This window comes from Flavobacterium sp. KACC 22761 (assembly GCF_034058155.1).
Taxonomy (GTDB): Bacteria; Bacteroidota; Bacteroidia; order Flavobacteriales; family Flavobacteriaceae; genus Flavobacterium.
The window spans coordinates 2,397,200-2,417,543 of the sequence record NZ_CP139148.1 but is presented as its reverse complement, the minus strand read 5'-3'; the positions used below and the strand labels follow the sequence as shown (position 1 = coordinate 2,417,543).

Sequence of the window (20,344 nt, the reverse complement as noted above, 5' to 3'; positions counted from 1 at the left end):
TGAACGTTTCATATACGGTTTTCAATTAAAAAATGTATTTTTAAATATGAAAACTAAATTCTTTTGCAATTGTACTTTGGCACTTATATTACTTTTTTGTAATATACTATTTGCTTTCAGCACAAGACATTTGCCTGAAAGAATACCTCAAAAAGAAACTTCAAAAAAAACAACGGTAATGGCATCAGCAATTACTGCAACTGGAGATCAAGTGTATTGTCCGCATAGCTCAATAAAAATTGTAACGAATGTTTCCATCAATGCAACAGAAGAGATTAATGCAATCTATATTCAAATTTCTTCTGGGTATTCGATAGATGAAGATTTATTAACTTTAGTCGGCACTCATCCTAATTTGACCTCAAACTGGAATTCTGATTCTGGCACTCTTACTATTTCAAATGCTTCCGGAAAAACAGCTTCACTCTCTGAGTTTATTACAGCAATTAAAGCTGTTGAATTCAAAAATAGCTCAATCGATCCGAAAGGAATTAGAAATTTTTCGATAAGCTTAGGCCAAGCCAATTATTTGCCTTCATCAAAACATTATTATCAATTTGTTTCTAGTCCGGGAATTTCTTGGGGAGAAGCAAAAAGAGCTGCCGCGGCAAGCAATTATTTTGGATTAAAAGGTTATTTGGTAACCATTACAACTTTAGATGAAGCAATATTTGTTGGCGAACAACTTTCGGGAACAGGATGGATTGGCGGAAGCGATACTCGAAAAGAACCCTATTGGCTATGGGAAACCGGCCCAGAGGAAGGAACTCAATTTTGGTACGGTCGAGAAAGCGGTTCTACCACAACATTTGCTTACTGGAATGATTTTAAAGAACCAAATAATGGCGGTGAACTAGCTTTGATTGGCGTCGAAGATTATGCCTATATCACGCCACCCGGACACGGCCAAAAAGGAAGATGGAACGATTCTTCGCTTTACGGAAGTTCTGACCCAACAAATGTAAATTATCCGAGAGGCTATATTGTTGAATATGGAGGAATGCCAGGCGATGTTTATCCACAAATAACTGCAAGTACATCACTGACCATGCTTTCAATTACCGAAACTAAAGCTCCTGATATTTGTGGATCAGGAACATCTGTACTAAAAGCCGAAAGTATAGTTGGAACAATCAATTGGTACACTGATGAAACTGGATCAAGTTTAATTGCCACTGGACCTGATTTCACAACTCCAGTTTTAAATTCAAATCAAACATTTTATGTTGCTGCGTCATATAACGGTTGCTTTTCTAAAAGAATTCCGGTTGATGTTAGGGTAAATAAGGTTCCAGTAGTAACTTCTGTTTCAAGCCCCGACCCTGAATGCGGTTCTGGAATATTTTTTTTAGAAGCTGTCGTTTCTGAAGGTGATGCAAACTGGTACGATTCTGAAACTGGAGGAACAATTTTAGGAAAGGGCTCTTTATTTATTACCCCTTCCATTTCTTCAAATACCATTTATTATGTTGAAGCCAATAATAATGATTGTCGTTCTATAACAAGAACGCCTGTTAAAATAGAAATATTTCCGCTTCCTGCTGTTCAAAATGAGGAAGTCGTTTTGTGCGTTCCAAATTCAGTTACACTTGATGCTGGAATTAGCAATATGAACTATTTGTGGTCAACCGGAGAGATCACTCAAAAAATAAAAGTTTCACAATTAGGAACTTATTTCGTTGATGTCACTGCCTCTACACAAGGAAATTGCAGTAATAGAAAAACAATCAAAGTAATTGAACTTCCTGCACCTGAAATTCAAAAAGTAGAAATTGATAATAGAATTGTAACGATTGTTCTCAATAATCCCGAAAGCTATTTTGAATATTCTATTGACGGAGAAAATTTTCAGAATTCTAATGTTTTTCATGATGCGCCTGGCGGATTGCAAACGGCGTATGCTAGGGAAAAAAGTTGTTACAAAACGGCTTCAAAAAGTTTTATTGTTCTGCTAGTTCCCGCATTTTTTACGCCAAACAATGATTCATACAATGATGTTTGGGAAATAATAGGAATTGAGAATTATCCCGAAGCCGAAGTGACTATTTTTGATCGGTATGGCAAATTCATAACACAGCTGAACGTTTCAAAAAAATACTGGGACGGCACCCTAAATAAAACACCATTACCAGCATCTGACTATTGGTACGCTTTAAAAATTGATAATACACAACCTATTTTGAGAGGTCATTTTTCTTTAAAACGATAAATTAAATTAGAAAATATGGCAATTTGAAAATTAGATAATTCGGATGTACAATTAGCTAATTGGCACATTCCCTAATTGACTCTTTAACCTATTTTCTTTTGAATCTCATTTAGAATAAAAAGATAGTCTTCGTGTTTTTTCACAAAATCACGATCTGAAACATCGATTACCAAAACATTCAAATCGGTTTGTGATTTAATGTAATCCAAATAACCCGTGTTTATTTTTTCTAAATAACTTGCTTCAATATTCTGTTCGTAACTTCGACCGCGTTTCTTGATGTTTTGCAACAATCTTTCTGTATTCTGATATAAATAAACATACAAATCTGGCTTTGGCATTTCTTTGTAAATAATGTCAAACAAAGTTCTGTACAGTCGATATTCATCTTCTCCAAGCGTTATTTTAGAAAAAATCAGAGATTTGAAAATATGATAATCGGCTACGATAAAATCTTTAAACAAATCAAACTGTTTTAAATCGTCTGACAATTGCTGATAACGATCGGCCAAAAAAGACATTTCTAACGGAAACGCATAACGGTTTTGATCTTTATAAAATTTTGGCAAAAAAGGATTATCTGCAAAACCTTCCAAAACAGTTTTTGCATTAAAATCTTCGGCAATTTTATGTACTAAGGTGGTTTTTCCTGCTCCAATATTTCCTTCAAAAGCAATATAATTGAACTTTTCCAAAGCAATTTCCTGCAAGGGGCTTTTCAAGTTCTGAACTGCAGTACAAACACTCTCATCTGGAGAAACTGCAATCAAATCCTGAATCGTTTTCTGCAAAACTGGATGTTTCCAATCTAATTTCAAATCGTTAAACGGCAACAAAACAAAATTCCTGTTTTGCATTAATGGATGCGGAATCTGCAATTTTTCGGTTTCAATAATTTCGGCGTCAAATGCAATTATATCGACATCAATTACTCGGGACTGATATCCTTCTTGATTGGATCGAATTCTGCCTAATTGTTTTTCAACTTTTAAAACCTGATTCAGTATTTTTTGTGCCGACGAAGTAGTATGCAAAAGCAGTGCACAATTATAAAAAGCATCACTTTCAAATCCCCAAGCTGGAGTTTCGTATAGTTTTGAAACCCTAATAACAGTGCCGACTTCTTGATGTATTAGAGCAATACAACTTTCGATATTTGCTAATCTGTTTCCTTGATTACTTCCTATTGATAAAACGACTTGATGCTGTGACTTCATAATTAATGCAAAGTAACTAAAAACAATTTAGAATCGGTCGTATTATTTATCGAGTTTGAAAATGTAAAATCTACAAATATTTCATAAATTGAATTCTATAATTAAATCGCATTTAGATATATTTGTAACGAAAGAGGCTTTTTTGCTACTTATTAAAAAAAATACACTTATGAAGTTTTTAGGAAATGTAATTGCCACAGTGATTGGTATTTTTGTATTTATCATGATATTCTTTTTTGGAGTAATCCTTATTGGAGCCATATTTGGAGGAGATGATACAGTTTCGGTTAAAAAGGATTCGGTTATAGAATTGAATTTAAAAGAAATCAAAAACGACTATGCCGGAAAGTATAAAGATCCATGGGTAACTGTTTTTTCAGAACAAAAAGGAATTGGCATCACCGATGTTATCAACGCCATAGAAGCTGCAAAAACAGACGATAACATCAAGGGAATTTCAATATTAAATGATCAATCTTCATTAGGACTTGCGCAATACAAAGATTTGAGAAACGCTCTTGAAAGCTTCAAAAAATCAGGAAAATTTGTTTGGGCTTACGCCAATACGTATTCGCAAAAAGAATATTATTTAAATTCTGTTGCCAATACGGTTTACTTAAATCCTGCTGGAGATTTAGACTTTAAAGGACTTTCATCTGAAGTGATGTTTTATAAAGATTTCCAAGACAAATCAGGCATTCACATGGAAGTGATTCGCCATGGAAAATACAAAAGCGCAGTTGAGCCGTTTTTAGAAAATAAAATGAGCGATGCCAACAGAGAACAAATTACTGCACTTTTAAATTCTATTTGGGCAACCGTTTCTGCCGATATTTCAAAAAGCCGAAATATTCCACTTCCAAGATTGAATGAAATTGCAAATGGCTTGTTGGCAAGAACTCCAGAATTGGCAAAAGCAAACGGGTTAATTGATATTATAGCTTATGAAGATGTTTATCACAACGCTATCAAAAAACAATTGAAAGTAACTGGCGATGACGATTACAATAAAATTTCAATTGAAGATTACACTCAGAATAATGTAACAACCGCTTTGACGAATACAGCAACTGACGAAATCGCAATTATTTACGCTCAAGGCGAAATTGAAAGTGGCGAAGGAGATGTCAACGTTATTGGCGAAGGCTCAATGCGACGTGCGCTTCAAGAAGCTCGAAAAAATGACGACGTAAAAGCAATTGTTTTAAGAATTGACAGTCCAGGAGGAAGCGCTTTGACTTCAGATTTGATTTGGAGAGAAATTGAAGTGACTAAAAAAGTAAAACCAGTTGTCGTTTCAATGGGTAATTATGCGGCTTCTGGAGGTTATTATATTGCTTGTAACGCTAATAAAATTTTTGCTGAAAGCAATACAATAACAGGTTCTATTGGGGTATTTGGAATATTGCCAAACTTTAGCCCATTAGCCAACAAATTAGGAATCAATACAGAACAAGTAAAAACTCACGAAAACTCAGCAAATTATAGTCCATTTGTTCCTGTTGACGAAAAATTCAAAGCTTTTACTTTAGAAGGAGTTGAGCAGATTTACAAAACATTTGTAACGCATGTTGCGGAAGGAAGAAAAATGACTTTTGACCAAGTTGATGCTATTGCACAAGGAAGAGTTTGGTCTGGAAGCGAGGCTTTAAAAATTGGTTTGGTGGACAAAATTGGTGGATTGAATGATGCGATTACTGAAGCTGCTAAAATGGCTAAAGTAAAAACATACTCAACTCAAAATTATCCGGAATACGAAAAGACTTTTGGTGATCTTTTATCAAAAATGCCTTTTGCAAAATCTAAAGAAGCTTTCCTTAAAGAAGAAATTGGCGAAGAAAACTACTTAATGATTGAGCAGATTAAAAAGCTTCAAAAACAAAAAGGAGTTCAAGCGATGATGCCTTTTGGAATTAACATTAAGTAATTCAAATCTTAAAAAATGAAAAAGATCCTTTTGTTTTTGAGCGCTTTATTCTTTACTGTAGTAAATGCTCAAAACACAGAACAACGCACTTTTAAGGAAACTAATGTTACTTTAAAAATCAATATCGATCAGCTTTATGGTACACTGACGGTTCCTGATGTAACAAAAAAATGCCCCGTTGCTTTGATCATTGCAGGTTCTGGCCCAACGGACCGAAACGGAAATAATCCGATGATGAAAAACAATTCCTTGAAAATGCTAGCTGAAGCTTTGGCAAAAAACGGAATTGCATCATTAAGATACGACAAAAGAGGAATTAGCGAAAGCAAAGCAGCCGCACCAACTGAATCAGCTTTGGTTTTTGAAAATTATACCGAAGATGCAAAAAGCTGGATCAACTTTTTGAAACAAGACAAACGTTTTTCGCAGTTAACGGTTATTGGACATAGCGAAGGTTCATTAATTGGGATGATTGCTGGAGCAAAAGCAAACAAATTTATTTCGATTGCAGGCGCAGGCGAATCGGCAGACCAATTATTAAAAGAGCAGATTTCTTCTAAATCAAATAAACAAATCGAGGACATGACTTTCCCGATTATTGACAGTTTAAAAGCCGGAAACAAAGTAAACAAAGTTGACCCACTTTTAAATTCGTTATTCAGGCCAAGCATTCAGCCTTATTTGATTTCTTGGTTTAAATATGATCCTCAAACAGAAATTAAAAAACTCATTGTTCCTATTTTAATTCTTCAAGGAAGCAGTGATTTGCAAGTAAGCATTACTGATGCCGAAAAATTATCAAAAGCCAATAAAAATTCTGAATTGGTCATTGTCGAAAAAATGAATCACGTTCTGAAAATAATTGACGGTGACAATAAAGCAAATTTTGACAGCTATAACAATGAAACCTTGCCAATTTCAGAAGTATTGGTCAACAAAATTGTTTCCTTTATAAAAAAACAGACACAACACTAAAAGCAAATCCGTTTGAAAATCTTCAAGCGGATTTTTTTGTTTGCAAACAGAAAACATTTCTTACATTTTTAAGAAAACTTTATCTTCGAACTGTGGCAAAAAAAACTATTTTTGCAGTAGTCTATTTTTAAGTAAACCCTCAAATCTATAAATATGTTAAAGAAAATTTTAAAAATAACCGCCATTGTAATTGTGGTTTTTGTGGCCGCATTATTCGCCATTCCTTACTTCTTTAAAGACCAAATCAAAGCAAAAATTTCCGAAGCAATTAACGAAAGCGTTGATGCGAAAGTAAGTTTTGCCGATGCCGATTTAAGTTTGTTTCGAAACTTCCCGAATGTGGCTGTTGGAATTGAAAAATTGGTAATTATCAACAAAGCACCGTTTGAAGGTGACACATTGGTTTCTTTGGGCCAATTAAACTTAAAAATGAGCATCAAAGAACTTTTTAAAGGAAAAGACGAACCTTTAAGCATTCAAGGAATCACATCTGAAAATGGTTTGATCAACATTATTTTTAATAAAGATGGTGTTGGAAACTTCGACATTGCTTTAAAAGATAAAAAAGAAGAAACCAAAGACCACAACAGCAAACCGCTTGCTTTAAAAATTCAGAATTATAAAATCGAGAATTTCACTTTTAGATATATTGATCAAGGTTCTAAAATTAAAATGGTTATCGATAGTTTAAACCACGAAGGAACTGGAGATTTCACGAATTCAAAACTAGATTTAACAACAAAATCTACTGCAAAAGTATCTTTGGATATGGACAAAATCAATTACATGAAAAATGTAAAACTGACTTTGGACGCGATTTTAGGAATCGATCTTGAAAAGAGCAAATATACTTTTAAAGAAAACAAGGCTTTGATCAATCAATTGCCTTTAGAATTTGACGGATTCATTCAAATGGCCGAAAAAGCGCAGATTTATGATTTGAAATTTAAAACGCCAACTTCATCATTTACAAACTTCTTAGGCTTGATTCCATCTGCTTATGCATCAAGTTTAGAAGGCGTGAAAACTACTGGAGATTTTACAGTTAATGGTTTTGCAAAAGGAGAATTGACAGATACAACTGTACCTAAGTTCAATATTGAAATTGCTTCAAGCAACTCTTCATTTCAATATCCAAACTTGCCAAAATCAGTTCAAAATATTGTGATTGACACTAAAATCATAAACGAAACAGGAATTCTAAACGACACCTACGTCAATTTAGACAAACTGTCTTTCAGAATTGATCAAGACGTTTTTAACGCTAAAGCGAATATTAAAAACATTACTGTAAATCCAATTGTTGATGCTGCTTTGAAAGGAACAATCAACTTGGCAAATCTTTCAAAAGCATATCCAATTAAAATGGACAAACCACTTGCAGGTATTCTGAAAGCTGATGTTACGACTAATTTTGACATGGCTTCTGTTGAAAAAAGTCAATATCAAAACATCAAAAATGCTGGAACTATGAGTTTGTCAGGATTTAAATATACTGACGAAAACGGGAAAGCAATGAATATCAGTACGGCTTTAGTTGAGTTTAATCCAAGCAAAATCAACTTAAAACAATTTAATGCGACTACTGGAAAAAGTGATCTTGCGATCAATGGAGTTTTAGAAAACTTCTATGGCTTCATGTTCAAAAAACAGGAATTGAGAGGAAACTTCAATATGAGTTCAAATCAATTAGCTGTTGATGATTTCATGACTGCTGGCGAGCCTGCAAAAACAGAAACAAAAACTCCAGCAAAACCTACTGAAGCAATGAAAATTCCAGCTTTTTTAAATTGTACTTTAAATGCAAAAGCAACAACTGTTTTATACGACAATTTAAAACTGAAAGATGTTTCTGGAAAATTAATCATCAAAGATGAAAAAGCACTTTTGGAAAACTTCAAAACATCAATTTTTGGCGGAACAATTGGTTTGACCGGATCGGTTTCAACAAAAGAAAAAGTGCCAACATTTGATATGAATTTAGGTTTCAATCAAGTTGATATTGCGCAGACTTTTACACAGTTAGATATGATGAAAAAAATTGCACCGATTGCAGGAATCATCAACGGAAAACTGAATTCAACGATCAAATTAAACGGAAATCTTGATGCAAATGAATTAACTCCAGACTTAAAATCTATTTCAGGAGATTTATTAGGACAATTGCTCTCAACAACTGTAAATGCTAAAAATTCAACTTTGCTTAGTGCACTTAGCTCAAATGTTAAATTTATCGACATGAATAAGGTAAATTTAAATGACATTAAAGCGGCTTTGACTTTTGATAACGGAAAAGTAAATGTAAAACCTTTCGACATTAAATATCAAGATATTAAAGTAACAGTTGGCGGAACACACGGTTTTGATCAAACGATGAATTACAATTTGAAATTTGATGTTCCTGCCAAATATTTAGGAAGCGAAGCAAATGCTTTGATCGCAAAAATGTCTCCTGCTGATGCCGCAAAACTGGAAAACATTCCGATCAATGCAATGATTACAGGTAATTTTTCTAGCCCAAAAATCAGCACGGATATGAAGACTGCTGTTAGCAGTTTAGCCTCTCAAGTTGCCAATCAGCAAAAAGAAAAATTAACGCAAAAAGGTACTGCTGCTTTAACGGATTTAATCAATAAAAACACAAAAGCAAAAGATACAACTCAAGCTGCAAAAACTGAAAAAGAACAAAAAACTCAGGAAGTAACTAAAAAAGCAAGCGACTTGCTGAATGGATTATTTAAGAAGAAAAACTAAATCTGAATTGATTTCATAAAAAAAATCCTGCTCTTCGTCAAGAGCAGGATTTTTAGTTTATATCAGATCTAAGTTTTATTTCTTTAAAATAGAATCAATTATTCGAATATAATCCTCAATCGAGTTTGTATTGGTATCAACACCAACACTATTATTTCCATACGGCTCATATTTTTTAATATTTGCTCCTGAAAACAACCCAACAGTAGCTACTTTTGAAGCACTTGCCAAATGCATAATGCCACTATCTGCTCCAATAAACACTTCGCTATTAGCCATTACAGACCCAATTTCACGAACATCTTTACTGTAAAACGACGGTGCCTGAAAATTTATTTGGGAAACATTTTCAACTGGTAAAATTTCGAAAATATTATATTTCTCCGCATATTCTTTTTTTAAAGCCGTATAAAACTCTTCCCACCATTCTACACGATAGCATTTTTCACCAGTTGCAAAAGTAAATATGGCAATCGATTTTTTATTTTCATCAACAATTCCATTCAAGATTGTTTTTCCTTTTGCAATTTCATCTTGAGACAATTTTAAATCAATAAGTGCAACAGGTTCTTTTTTATCTTCGATACCCAATTGACTTAAAGCATATCTAAAATTATAAACTGGATATTTTGCAATATGATCATAATCGTCATAAGGCAACTGAACATTTTCTGGCAAGTCACCAAAAAATTTATACTTCGCTGCCGAAAATTTCACTGCCAATCTTCCTGATGAAGAATTTTGATCAACATTGATTACGGCATCGTAATTTTGTTTTCGAATCAGTGTCCAAACTTTCAAATATTTGATTAATTCCTTGAAAGGCTTTTTAGGCAAATGAATTATTTTGTCTATGTTTTCATAATTTTCGAAAACAATTGGAGCCAAAGTTCCTTTGACAAATAAGTCGATTTTGCAATTCGGAAATGTTTTGGTCACTTCCTGGACTAAAGGCGAAATTAAAATCAAATTCCCTAATCTCTGATTAGGTCTAGCGATTAATACTTTCTTGATTTCGCTTTTATTGATTGGCTCGCCTTTTTGCATACTTGAGCGGCCAATGTTCTTGGTTAAACCACGCATTACATTGCGTCTGAGTGCGTTAACTTTTTTTAAGTTACTCATTCATTTTGTTTTTAGAATTAAAAAAGTTCCTGCCTTACTTGGTAATTCAGCGGTATTGAACCGACCAAATATAAGTTAAAAATTTCTTAAAATTAAAATGTTTGAATAAGTAAACATTACATAATTGTAAATTAATTTAACAGAATTCGCATCATTAATTTTAAAAAACGTCGAAAATACAAGTATTTTGGCACTTTTTTACATCTAATAGACCGAGACTAAAAACAAATAGACGAATGACTAATTACGCTAGACATTTATGGCAACCACATAACCCTCGGAACCACGGACATTAAAAACGGTTCCATTTTCAAATAACAGATATTGTCCTTTTATTCCAACTAATTTTCCTTGAAATGAAGGCGTTTTATCCAAATTCAAACTATTGATTTTTGCTGGATAGTTCAAAACCGGATAGTTTAATTGATAAACATCATTTTTTTCACTATAAAAATAATCCTTTACCTCAGCAGGAATCAAGCTTTCTACTTTTGATTTTTCCAGAATCAAATCACAGGATTCTGAGGTACACTGAAGCATTTTTCTCCAGTTTGTTTTATCAGTATAATGATCTTTCAACGCAACCTCCGTAATTCCTGCCAAATATCGATTTGGAACCTCAACAATTGCAATTGCCTGAGTGGCTCCTTGATCGATCCATCGTGTTGGAACTTGAGATTTTCTCGTCACTCCTACTTTCACTTCTGTTGAAAATGCCAAATACACGATATGAGGCTGCAATTGCGCTTTTGATTCAAATTCTAAATCACGATCTGCAATTCCTAAATGAGCGGTACTCAATTCCGGGCGCATGATCCAATCACCTGAAGCAGCACTTGAGTAAAAACATTCATAACAAAAACCTTGTCTGTAGATTTTTTTCTTTTTTCCACAATTTAAACATTGAAAACCCACAAAATTTATCTCAATATCCTTATTCAATAATTGATTCATGCTTAAGAAACTATCTTCGAAAACCAAATAATATTGAATTGGATTTCCCATTTCAGTCTGCATTTTTGTAAGTACTCCTTGATAAGTCATTGTATTTTAGATTGCTGATTTTAGATTTTAGATTTGTTTCTTTTGAGTTCCTAATTTAATCTCTAATTCAATTTAATTAGAATCTTTACTCAAAATAGAATGGTTTTTTTTACAAAAAAATACTATTTTTGATAATATGACAAAGTTAGTATTTGTCTATTGATATTCAAATTTTAAATTTCTTGATTTTGCGCAAGACGTTAAATCTAAAATCTAAAATTAGCACTCTAAAATTTAAAATTCACTCAATGCCTGTATCTATCATCAATTCTTTCGCATCTTGGGTCCTAAAGCAAAGGATACACCAAATTGAACTTTTTCTAAAATATCCGAATGAAGTTCAGGAAGAACTGTTGCATAATTTATTGACAGCTTCAGAAAATACAGTTGTGGGAAAAAAATATGATTTTGCTTCCATAAATTCCTATCAAACTTTTGCAGAAAGAGTCCCGATTTCAACGTACGAAGAATTACAGCCGTTGATTGAACGCACGCGTCAAGGCGAGCAAGGCGTTTTTTGGGAAACTCCAATTAAATGGTTTGCAAAATCAAGCGGTACTACAAATGCCAAAAGCAAATTTATTCCGGTAAGCAACGAAGCTCTTGAAGATTGTCATTATAAAGGAAGCAAAGATTTACTTTGTTTGTATTTGAATAATAATGAAGATTCTGAATTGTTTTTAGGAAAAAGTCTTCGCTTGGGCGGAAGTTCTCAGATCTACGAAAATAACAATACTTTTTTTGGCGATTTATCGGCAATTTTGATTGAAAATATGCCCATTTGGGCCGAATTCAGCAGTACGCCAAGCAGTAAAACTTCGCTGATGAGCGAATGGGAAAGCAAAATTGCGGCAATCATCAATGAAACTAAAAACGAAAATGTAACCAGTTTTGCCGGAGTTCCTTCCTGGATGCTGGTTTTAATGAATAAAGTTTTAGAAAATACAGGCAATCAAAACTTATTTGAACTTTGGCCAAATCTTGAAGTTTATTTTCACGGAGGCGTGAGTTTTTCTCCTTATAGAGAACAATACAAAAAAATACTGCCAAGTTCTGATTTTAAATATTACGAAATCTACAATGCCTCTGAAGGCTTTTTTGCCATTCAGGACTTGAATTATTCTAGCGATTTATTGCTGATGCTGGATTACGGAATTTTTTATGAATTTATTCCGATGGACACTTTTGGAACTCCAAACCAAAAAGTCGTTCGTTTGGCCGATGTTGAATTGAATAAAAATTATGCCATTGTCATTACGACCAATTCTGGATTATGGCGTTATTTAATTGGTGATACCATTCGTTTTACTTCATTAAATCCTTACCGAATAAGAGTTACTGGAAGAACCAAACACCATATTAACGTTTTTGGTGAAGAATTAATGGTCGAAAACACCGATCAAGCTATCGCTAAAGCGTGCCAAGTCACTCAAACCGAAGTTATCGATTATACTGTTGCTCCTATTTTTATGCATGACAAAGAAAAAGGCGCACACGAATGGATGATTGAATTCAAGAAAAATCCAGCTGATGTTGGTCTTTTCCAAAAAGTTCTAGACGAAACTTTACAGACTTTAAATTCAGACTACGAAGCGAAACGCTACAACAATATGACTTTAAATCCTTTGGTGATTAATGTTGCCCGAGAGAACCTTTTTTATGATTGGTTGAAGGAAAGAGACAAACTTGGCGGCCAACATAAGATTCCTAGACTTTCGAATCAGAGAGATTATTTGGAACAGTTGAAGGAGATGTGTTAAAAACAACTTTTTATTTATAGAAAATGAAAAACAATAAATTCAGCGAAATGAGTACTGAAGAACTCATTAAAAACCACAAAACATTGAAAACAGTTAACACTATTTTTGCTGTCGTATTAATTATGCTGTTTGCACTTAATATATTTATTGTTTGCATGAAAGGTTTCAGCGCTATGAATGTTGTTCCAATTGCGCTATTGCCAATTCTTTTCTTGAATGCGAATAATTTGAAAGAAATTAAAAAGGAGTTAGAATCGAGAAAATAAAAACGCTAATTCCACTAAACTCGCATGAGGGATAGAAGTGGAAATCCTTTTATGTCTCGTTTCTTTAACGAGACACAAAAGATTGAAACGGATAGCCCGACCCGCCTTTTTCTGGCGGGGCATGCCCAAATAAAAAACCTCAGCTCTTTATGTAAAAGACTGAGGTTTTGTTTTTATTTTGATTGTGGAATTTCTTGTGTGATTTCTCTTCCGAAGTCTCGGGATCGAAATGACAAAAATGAGTTGAATTTCGTTTGTCAGGCTGAGCGAAGTCGAAGCCCTTTGCGCCTTCGACTTCGCTCAGGATGACAATTGTGCTACATCATATCAATATATCGATCATGATATCCCAAAAGATATAAAACACCATCAAGACCTAAGCTTGAAATTGAGGTTGAAGCGCTTTCTTTTACTTTTGGTTTTGCATGGAAAGCGATTCCGAGGCCAGCTAAATTTAGCATTGGCAAATCGTTTGCTCCGTCGCCAACGGCAATAGTTTGGTTGATGTGGATTCCTTCTTTCTCGGCAATTGCTTTTAAGTGTTCGGCTTTCTTTTGTCCGTCGACAATATCACCAATATATTTCCCTGTCAATTTACCGTCTTTAATCTCTAATTGATTGGCGTGAACGTAGTCAATTCCCAATTCTTTTTGCAGGTATTCTCCAAAATAGGTAAATCCTCCAGAAAGAATTGCGGTTTTATAACCGTAGTATTTCAACGCTTTCATCAAACGGTGCGCGCCTTGTGTGATTGGCAAATTAACGGCAACATTTTGCAAAACCTCTTCGCTTAAACCTTCAAGCAAAGCCATACGCTTTTTGAAACTTTCGTTGAAATCAATTTCGCCATTCATAGCCGATTCTGTAATTGCTCGCACTTGATCTCCTACTCCATTCAATTCTGCCAATTCGTCGATAACTTCGGTTTGGATTAAAGTAGAATCCATATCGAAGCATACTAAACGGCGGTTTCTTCTGTAAATATTATCTTCTTGAAACGAAATATCAACATTCAATGTTCGTGAAACTTCCATAAAACTTGCCGTCATGTCAATTTTATTTACAATTTCACCTGTTACAGACAATTGAATGCAAGAGCGTGGATATTGTTCTTTTTCAACGATAGAAGTTCGACCTGTCAATCGTATGATAGAATCAATATTCAGGTTTTGATCTGACATAATTTTAGTCACCGCAGCCAATTGAGAAGCAGCTAGTTTTTCGCCTAAAATATTAATAATATAACGTTGTTTTGATTGTGATTTTACCCAAGTTTCGTAATCATCGATCGAAATTGGAATAAATTTCACTTTAATTTCCAGTTCGTAAGCCTTGAACAACAAGTCTTTCAAAACCGGCGCAGAAGAAGAACCTGCTGCAATCTCAAACAAAATCCCTAAAGAAAGTGTATCGTGAATATCGGCCTGACCGATATCTAAAATATTAGCATCATAAGCCGCCAATACAGCGGTTAAACCTGCTGTAACCCCTATTTTATCATGTCCTGAAACTTTTAATAAAATAATTTCTTTATCCTCTATTGCCATTTTTTCTCTATTGATTTTTGAAGCGACAAAAATCGGCAATCTATCGTTGATAAAAAAGAATAATCCTTGTTTTTTTTGCAAAGAAAAAGCGCATATACATGCGCTTTTTCGAGTAATTTAACAATTATGTTCCGCTTTTAGAATAACATAACTTTAATGATTATTTCGCTGGTTGATTTTCGTCAAAATTCACCATCCAGTTGATTCCAAATTTATCTTTGAACATTCCGAAATAAGCGCCCCAGAAAGTTTTGTTCATCGGCATTTCAACTTTTCCTCCAGCTGAAAGTCCGTTGAAAATTCGGTCTGCTTCTGCTGCACTTTCAGTATTAATCGAAATTGAAAAATTCTCTCCAAAAGGCAGATCTCCAAATCTTGTCGAGCTGTCGCTTCCCATTAAAATAGTGTCGCCAATTGGTAGCGAAACGTGCATGATTCTTTCAGCATCTGCTTCAGAAACTTCGTCACAGCCTTCTTCTTTTGGCATGTCTTTAAATTTTCCGATATAAGGAAATTCTCCTCCAAAAACGGATTTATAAAATAGAAATGCTTGCTCGCAATTTCCGTTAAATAACAAATAAGGGTTTACTGTTGCCATTTTTTTTTAATTTTTAATTGTTAGTTATAAATTTTTACTTTTTTGAAGCAGAAGATCAAATCTCTTCACTTTTTCTTTCTTCTATACTCTATTTCTACTTCTCAGATAACTCTTTTACTTTCTCTAAACCTTTAGGAAAAGCTTCTTTAAAATAATCAATGTACTTTTCGACAACATCAACTTGAGCTGTCAAATCTGTAAATTCATTATCTGTAGTTAATCGATAGGTTTCCATTGCACCACTCCACTTTTTTGTTTCTTCATCAAGTGGCAGTTCTTTAAAATCTTTAATTTCTCCTATATGTTTAAAAGCCATGTATTCATTTGGGATTTTCTTCTCAATAAGACTATTCATTCCTTCTCCATTTGGTGACATAAAATGAATTTTGTCACCTTCATTCCAATCACTTACAGCATATGAACCTTCGCAAAAAGCACCGGTCCATTCCTTATACGTGTCATCGTTCCATAAAACTTTCCAAACTTTTGCCGGGGAAGCTTTAATCCTACTCTTAAATTCTAATGTTTCCATAATTAAGATAATTTGCTAAAATCCATATACAAAACATTCCATCTATGGCCATCTAAATCTGCAAATCCGCAACCGTACATCCAACCTTGGCTTTCTGCTGGCTGTGCAAAAACAGTTCCGCCAGCTTCTGTCACTTTTTTAGCCAATTCGTCAACTTCTTCTCTGCTTTCGGCATCAATAGAAATCAAAACTTCAGAACTTAGCTTTGTATCTGTAAGCCCATTTTGAGAAAAACTGGAAAAAAGCATTTCCTCAAAAAGCATTACTACAAAATGCCCTTCACCAACCACCATGCAAGTTGAACTTGGCGTATCGTGCTGTTCATTAAACGAAAAACCTATTTTCCAGAAAAAATCTTTCGCTTTTGCAACATTCTTTACAGGAAGATTCAACCATATTTGTTTTGTCATTTTTTTAGATTTTTTGTGTTAAACAATTTATTTTAAACATTAGTTATGTAATTCAATTTAAGTTTAATCTGCAATATAATCTTTGAACCTCTGCACCTTTGAGCCTTTGCTCCTGAAAAACTAGTTATTCTCTACATAATTTTTAAAATTATCCAAAATCGCCTGCCAGCCTGCGCGTTGCATTTCTTCGGGATTTACTGTTTCAGGATCAAAACGCTCAACGATTTCTACTCCGTCTGAAGTTTCAGTATAAGTAATTTCAACTTTTCTGCCATCGCCCAAAACATACGAAAGCGCTTCTTCAGGTTTTACTAATGTAAATTCGCCTCCAAAATCAAAACTCATACTGCCGTCTTTAGCAGCCATAGTCGATTTGAATTTTCCGCCTTCTCTCAAATCAGCTTCTGCATATGGCGTGTGCCAGTCTGGCGAAGCAAAACTCCATTTTGTAATATGCTCTGGTGTGTTCCAATATTCCCAAACTTTAGCTATCGGTGCGTTTACTGTATTTTTGATTGTTATCATTATTCCTAAATTTAGTTTTAAAAATCTTTTTAACTGTTTTCTGTATAATTTTTAAAGTTATTCAGCACATCCTGACACCACTTTTCTTGCATACTTTCGGGATCGTTTTTATTTGGTTCAAACTTTTCAATAATTTTCACCTGATCATCAAAATTCTTAAAATAAACACTCCCGACTCTGTTATCTGTAAGTATATACTCTATTAAACGAAATTTTTCAATTTTAGTGTATATTCCTTCAAAATCAAAACTTCCCGTGTTGTCCTTTGATGTCATTTCATACTTAAACTTTCCTTGAAGCTTCAAATCATTTTCAGCATAAGGTGTGTACCAATTGTCAAAAGCTGCATTCCAGTTTTGAATGTGTTTTGGTGTGATCCAAAAATCCCAAGCTTTTTCTATTGGCGCCTCAACCATAATTTCTACTGAAATCATTTTTAATTAGTTGGAATCTGACTTTCATCCATAAAGAAAAGCTCCCAATGATGGCTATCTAAATCAAGAAAAGCCCTCTGGTACATCCAGCCATAATCTTTCGCTTCTATGTAATCAGTTCCGCCCGCATCAACTGCTTTCTTTACTAATTCATCAACCTGCGCACGGCTTTCTACCGAAATAGAAATTAAAACTTCGCTAGCTGTTGCCGCATCACAAATTTGCTTGTGGGTAAACGTTTTGTAAAACTCTTCAACCAAAAGCATCACATTTATATCTTCACCAATTATCATGCATGTTGCTTTATCATCAGTAAATTTTGGATTAAATGAAAAACCCATTTTAGTAAAAAAAGCAATTGAATTATTTAAATCTTTTACTGGAAGATTTAAGAATATCTTTGTTTTCATCTTTATAAAATTACAAATTTATAAAAGCAAATGTAAAATTTTAAGATTAGTTTAAAACGACAATAAAAGTCAACTTTAGGGTCATTTAAGACAATTTGATTACTTTTGTAAGAATTACAATCTTCCAAAAAGAAAAAGTCATGAGCAAGAAAACAGGTTTGATAGTACCGCACGACTATAAATTATTGAGTATAGCAGCGATTTTAGAAGTTTTTGAAACAGCCAATAAACTAAGCAAAGATTCTGAAAAACCTTTTGACATTATGCTATTTCAATCGGTTGAACAAATTACGCAGGAAAAACTATTTGGATATGATGTTCAAGCCATTGAGACTTCAAACATCGATTTGGAACTGATTCTGATCCCCGCTTTCACTACTGATGATATGAGCGGTATGATTGCAAAAAACCGAAATTTTATTCCGTGGCTGAAAAAGCAGCATCAATCTGGAGCTGAACTGGCTAGTTTTTGCACTGGTGCATTTTTGTTTGCTGCTTCTGGATTATTAAACGAAAAACTAGCCACAACACATGTTGACGCTTGCAGTGCTTTTACAAAAGCTTTTCCGCTGGTAAAACTAAAACCCGAAGAAACACTGACTGCCGACGGAAGTCTTTACACAAGTGGCGGTTCGACTTCATCCTTTCATTTGCTCATACTTTTAGTCCAAAAATATTGTGGCAACGAAATTGCGGTTCAAATTGCCAAAATCTTTTCGATCGATTTGAATCGATACAAACAGAGTTATTTTAGCACATTCAGGCCAAATCATTTGCACAATGACGCTTTGGTAGCGCAATTACAGCAAAAAATTGAAAGCCAGTATCACACCATTGAAAAACTGGAAGAAATCACAAAAGATATTCCAACAAGCGCCCGCAACATGACGCGCCGATTCAAACAAGTAACCGGAATTCCGCCGATTGAATATTTGCAGAATATCAGAGTCGAAAGCTCAAAAAAATATTTGGAACAAACACAGCTTTCAATTTCAGAAATTATCGAAAAAACAGGATATAACGATCCAAAAGCATTCAGAAAAGTATTTTATAAAATGGTTGGCATGAAACCTATTGAATATCGAGAGAAATTTAGGGTTCAGTAATTTTTATTAGAAGCAGCTAATTTCGTTTTCAAAAGACGACTTGTCCTGCTCTACACTATATCTTTTGTGGTGAACCCCACCACAAAAGGATGCCGTTTCGATCAGGGCTAAATGAGAAGTTTTTGTTTTCAAAACATCAAAAATTAGGATTTTATAACCCACATCAATACTTTTTTATTCGTTTTCAAAAGTTCATGATTTTTTTGATTGCTTTCAGATACTATTGCTTTTTTATTTTCTTTAGTACAAGAAAATAAAAAAACACAAAATAGAATTAAATAAGTATTAATTACCATGCCCTTCTCTATGAACAATTTGATTATTAAAAAAAGCATTAAACATTTTAAATTCGCCTAAATAGGAATCTTGAAAACTAATATCTTCAAATTTGTTATTCAATATTTCTTTAGGAAATTTAGAATACAAAAACTTCTTTTCAACAATATGTTCTATTTCTAAAACCAAATCTTTAATTCTTCTCGGATCTACATTTTCTTTTTCTAATTCTTCAATTCTTGACTTTGGAATAATCATTTGGTTCTTATGAATTATAATATCAATTACGTAATATGGCACCAAGATGCTCAAATACAAAGTAATTGAACACAATTCTCCGCCTTCAACAACATTTAAAAAAAACGTATAGCATCTATCTTGCCAATCCAGCCTCGAAAAATCTTCAAAATCTTTTAGAACTGGATCCGAATCAAATTCTGCTCGAATGTTTTTTCGAATTTCATGACTAGTATCAGAATCAAAATGTTCAATTAATGTTTTTAGCCTTTTATACTCCACAGTTTCAAAATATTCTTCTTTTTGTGTCCACGGACATATATTTTTAGGGTAATATAAATAGGCTAAATTTTTTAAAACTTCGGTTATCATAAGTTGTTTAGTGGAATTATAAAAACTTTGCGTTCACGAGTGAGATGCTCACGTCAACACTACTTTTCAATAATAACTGTTTTTAAGCCTGTTTTTCATGTTCTTACTTTACCTTTTTAAAGAGAATCTTTTTTATTATTATGTAAAGAATGAATATGAAAAAAAATGCTATAAATATTATATGCCAATTAAGGATAATAAAATAATAATCTCCAATGTTAATATCCATTGTCTTTCACTTTAAAAGTTAATAATTCTGTAATAATCTATAAAAAAGGCATTTAAATATGTAAAGTTTTCTTCCATTCTTATATCAGGTATTATTTCTAATAGTTTATCATCAGGAAACTCATAATAAAAGAGTTTTTGATTTAGCTCCTTTTTTATTAAATTAATTAAACTTGAGGCTTGACCAAAATAATCTTTATTAATATGAGGGAAAATTCTCCCCCATTCTGAATTCAACTATTGATAATGGACTAATTTTTTTATTTAATTCTTTTAAAAATACTGTTAATTCATTGTTGTTTGAAAAATTGAAATATATTTTTTCCAAGTAACGCTTGTATTCAATACTCTCATTATAATCTAAATCAAAAATAGATTTATCTTTAGGATAA

18 protein-coding genes are annotated in these 20,344 nt (G+C 33.5%); 7 read left to right on the top strand and 11 right to left on the bottom strand.

Features of this window, described 5'->3' with window-relative positions; genetic code table 11:
- Window positions 1-46 precede the first annotated feature (46 nt).
- A complete protein-coding gene (locus tag SCB73_RS10495; protein ID WP_320569972.1) occupies window positions 47-2,209 on the top strand; it encodes an Ig-like domain-containing protein in 2,163 nt (720 codons plus the stop codon).
- Between the two features lie 83 nt (window positions 2,210-2,292).
- On the opposite strand, the gene folK is transcribed toward SCB73_RS10495, so the two are convergent.
- Window positions 2,293-3,426, bottom strand: coding sequence for a 2-amino-4-hydroxy-6-hydroxymethyldihydropteridine diphosphokinase (folK, locus tag SCB73_RS10490; protein ID WP_320569971.1), 1,134 nt, complete (start codon window positions 3,424-3,426; stop codon window positions 2,293-2,295).
- 169 nt (window positions 3,427-3,595) lie between these two features.
- Here folK and sppA point away from each other — a divergent pair, with 169 nt between their 5' ends.
- The 3 genes from sppA (at window position 3,596) to SCB73_RS10475 (ending at window position 9,082) form a co-directional block, all read left to right on the top strand.
- Complete coding sequence (gene sppA / locus SCB73_RS10485) at window positions 3,596-5,353, top strand: signal peptide peptidase SppA (RefSeq protein WP_320569970.1); 1,758 nt, start codon at window positions 3,596-3,598, stop codon at window positions 5,351-5,353.
- A 15-nt stretch (window positions 5,354-5,368) separates the two neighbouring features.
- Window positions 5,369-6,328, top strand: a complete 960-nt coding sequence (locus SCB73_RS10480; RefSeq protein WP_320569969.1) for an alpha/beta hydrolase — start codon at window positions 5,369-5,371, stop codon at window positions 6,326-6,328.
- 153 nt (window positions 6,329-6,481) lie between these two features.
- Window positions 6,482-9,082 (top strand): AsmA-like C-terminal region-containing protein, encoded by a 2,601-nt coding sequence (locus SCB73_RS10475; RefSeq protein WP_320569968.1) that lies wholly within the window; start codon window positions 6,482-6,484, stop codon window positions 9,080-9,082.
- Between the two features lie 75 nt (window positions 9,083-9,157).
- Here SCB73_RS10475 and SCB73_RS10470 read toward each other — a convergent pair whose 3' ends face one another.
- Together SCB73_RS10470 and SCB73_RS10465 are read right to left on the bottom strand one after the other, a co-directional pair.
- A complete protein-coding gene (locus tag SCB73_RS10470; protein WP_320569967.1) occupies window positions 9,158-10,207 on the bottom strand; it encodes a glycosyltransferase family 9 protein in 1,050 nt (349 codons plus the stop codon).
- Window positions 10,208-10,456: 249 nt separating this feature from the next.
- The gene (locus SCB73_RS10465) at window positions 10,457-11,251 is read right to left on the bottom strand and encodes a DUF2797 domain-containing protein (protein ID WP_320569966.1); all 795 of its coding nucleotides are present in this window, start codon (window positions 11,249-11,251) and stop codon (window positions 10,457-10,459) included.
- Window positions 11,252-11,499: 248 nt separating this feature from the next.
- Here SCB73_RS10465 and SCB73_RS10460 point away from each other — a divergent pair, with 248 nt between their 5' ends.
- Together SCB73_RS10460 and SCB73_RS10455 are read left to right on the top strand one after the other, a co-directional pair.
- Complete coding sequence (locus SCB73_RS10460; RefSeq protein ID WP_320569965.1) at window positions 11,500-13,011, top strand: GH3 auxin-responsive promoter family protein; 1,512 nt, start codon at window positions 11,500-11,502, stop codon at window positions 13,009-13,011.
- A gap of 23 nt (window positions 13,012-13,034) precedes the next feature.
- Window positions 13,035-13,277, top strand: coding sequence for a redox-active disulfide protein 2 (locus SCB73_RS10455; protein ID WP_320569964.1), 243 nt, complete (start codon window positions 13,035-13,037; stop codon window positions 13,275-13,277).
- Between the two features lie 317 nt (window positions 13,278-13,594).
- Here the strand turns inward: SCB73_RS10455 and serB are convergent, their stop codons facing one another.
- From serB to SCB73_RS10420, 7 genes are all read right to left on the bottom strand, one after another.
- Window positions 13,595-14,824 carry a phosphoserine phosphatase SerB gene (gene serB, locus SCB73_RS10450; RefSeq protein WP_320569963.1) on the bottom strand — a complete coding sequence of 410 codons (1,230 nt, stop codon included), beginning with the start codon at window positions 14,822-14,824 and terminating at the stop codon, window positions 13,595-13,597.
- 160 nt (window positions 14,825-14,984) lie between these two features.
- Entirely contained in the window at window positions 14,985-15,422 is a 438-nt protein-coding gene (locus SCB73_RS10445) for a VOC family protein (RefSeq protein ID WP_320569962.1), read from the bottom strand.
- A 94-nt stretch (window positions 15,423-15,516) separates the two neighbouring features.
- Complete coding sequence (locus SCB73_RS10440; protein WP_320569961.1) at window positions 15,517-15,954, bottom strand: SRPBCC family protein; 438 nt, start codon at window positions 15,952-15,954, stop codon at window positions 15,517-15,519.
- Window positions 15,955-15,956: 2 nt separating this feature from the next.
- Window positions 15,957-16,364, bottom strand: a complete 408-nt coding sequence (locus SCB73_RS10435) for a VOC family protein (protein WP_320569960.1) — start codon at window positions 16,362-16,364, stop codon at window positions 15,957-15,959.
- 120 nt (window positions 16,365-16,484) lie between these two features.
- Entirely contained in the window at window positions 16,485-16,889 is a 405-nt protein-coding gene (locus SCB73_RS10430) for an SRPBCC family protein (protein WP_320569959.1), read from the bottom strand.
- A 29-nt stretch (window positions 16,890-16,918) separates the two neighbouring features.
- Window positions 16,919-17,323: an SRPBCC domain-containing protein gene (locus SCB73_RS10425; protein WP_320569958.1), complete on the bottom strand. Its 405-nt coding sequence runs from the start codon at window positions 17,321-17,323 to the stop codon at window positions 16,919-16,921.
- 2 nt (window positions 17,324-17,325) lie between these two features.
- On the bottom strand, window positions 17,326-17,733 hold the full coding sequence (locus SCB73_RS10420; RefSeq protein WP_320569957.1) for a VOC family protein: 408 nt from the start codon (window positions 17,731-17,733) through the stop codon (window positions 17,326-17,328).
- A 140-nt stretch (window positions 17,734-17,873) separates the two neighbouring features.
- Between SCB73_RS10420 and SCB73_RS10415 the strand changes: the two genes are divergently transcribed.
- Window positions 17,874-18,839 (top strand): GlxA family transcriptional regulator, encoded by a 966-nt coding sequence (locus tag SCB73_RS10415; protein WP_320569956.1) that lies wholly within the window; start codon window positions 17,874-17,876, stop codon window positions 18,837-18,839.
- A gap of 285 nt (window positions 18,840-19,124) precedes the next feature.
- On the opposite strand, the gene SCB73_RS10410 is transcribed toward SCB73_RS10415, so the two are convergent.
- Complete coding sequence (locus SCB73_RS10410) at window positions 19,125-19,724, bottom strand: hypothetical protein (protein WP_320569955.1); 600 nt, start codon at window positions 19,722-19,724, stop codon at window positions 19,125-19,127.
- Window positions 19,725-20,344: the final 620 nt, after the last annotated feature.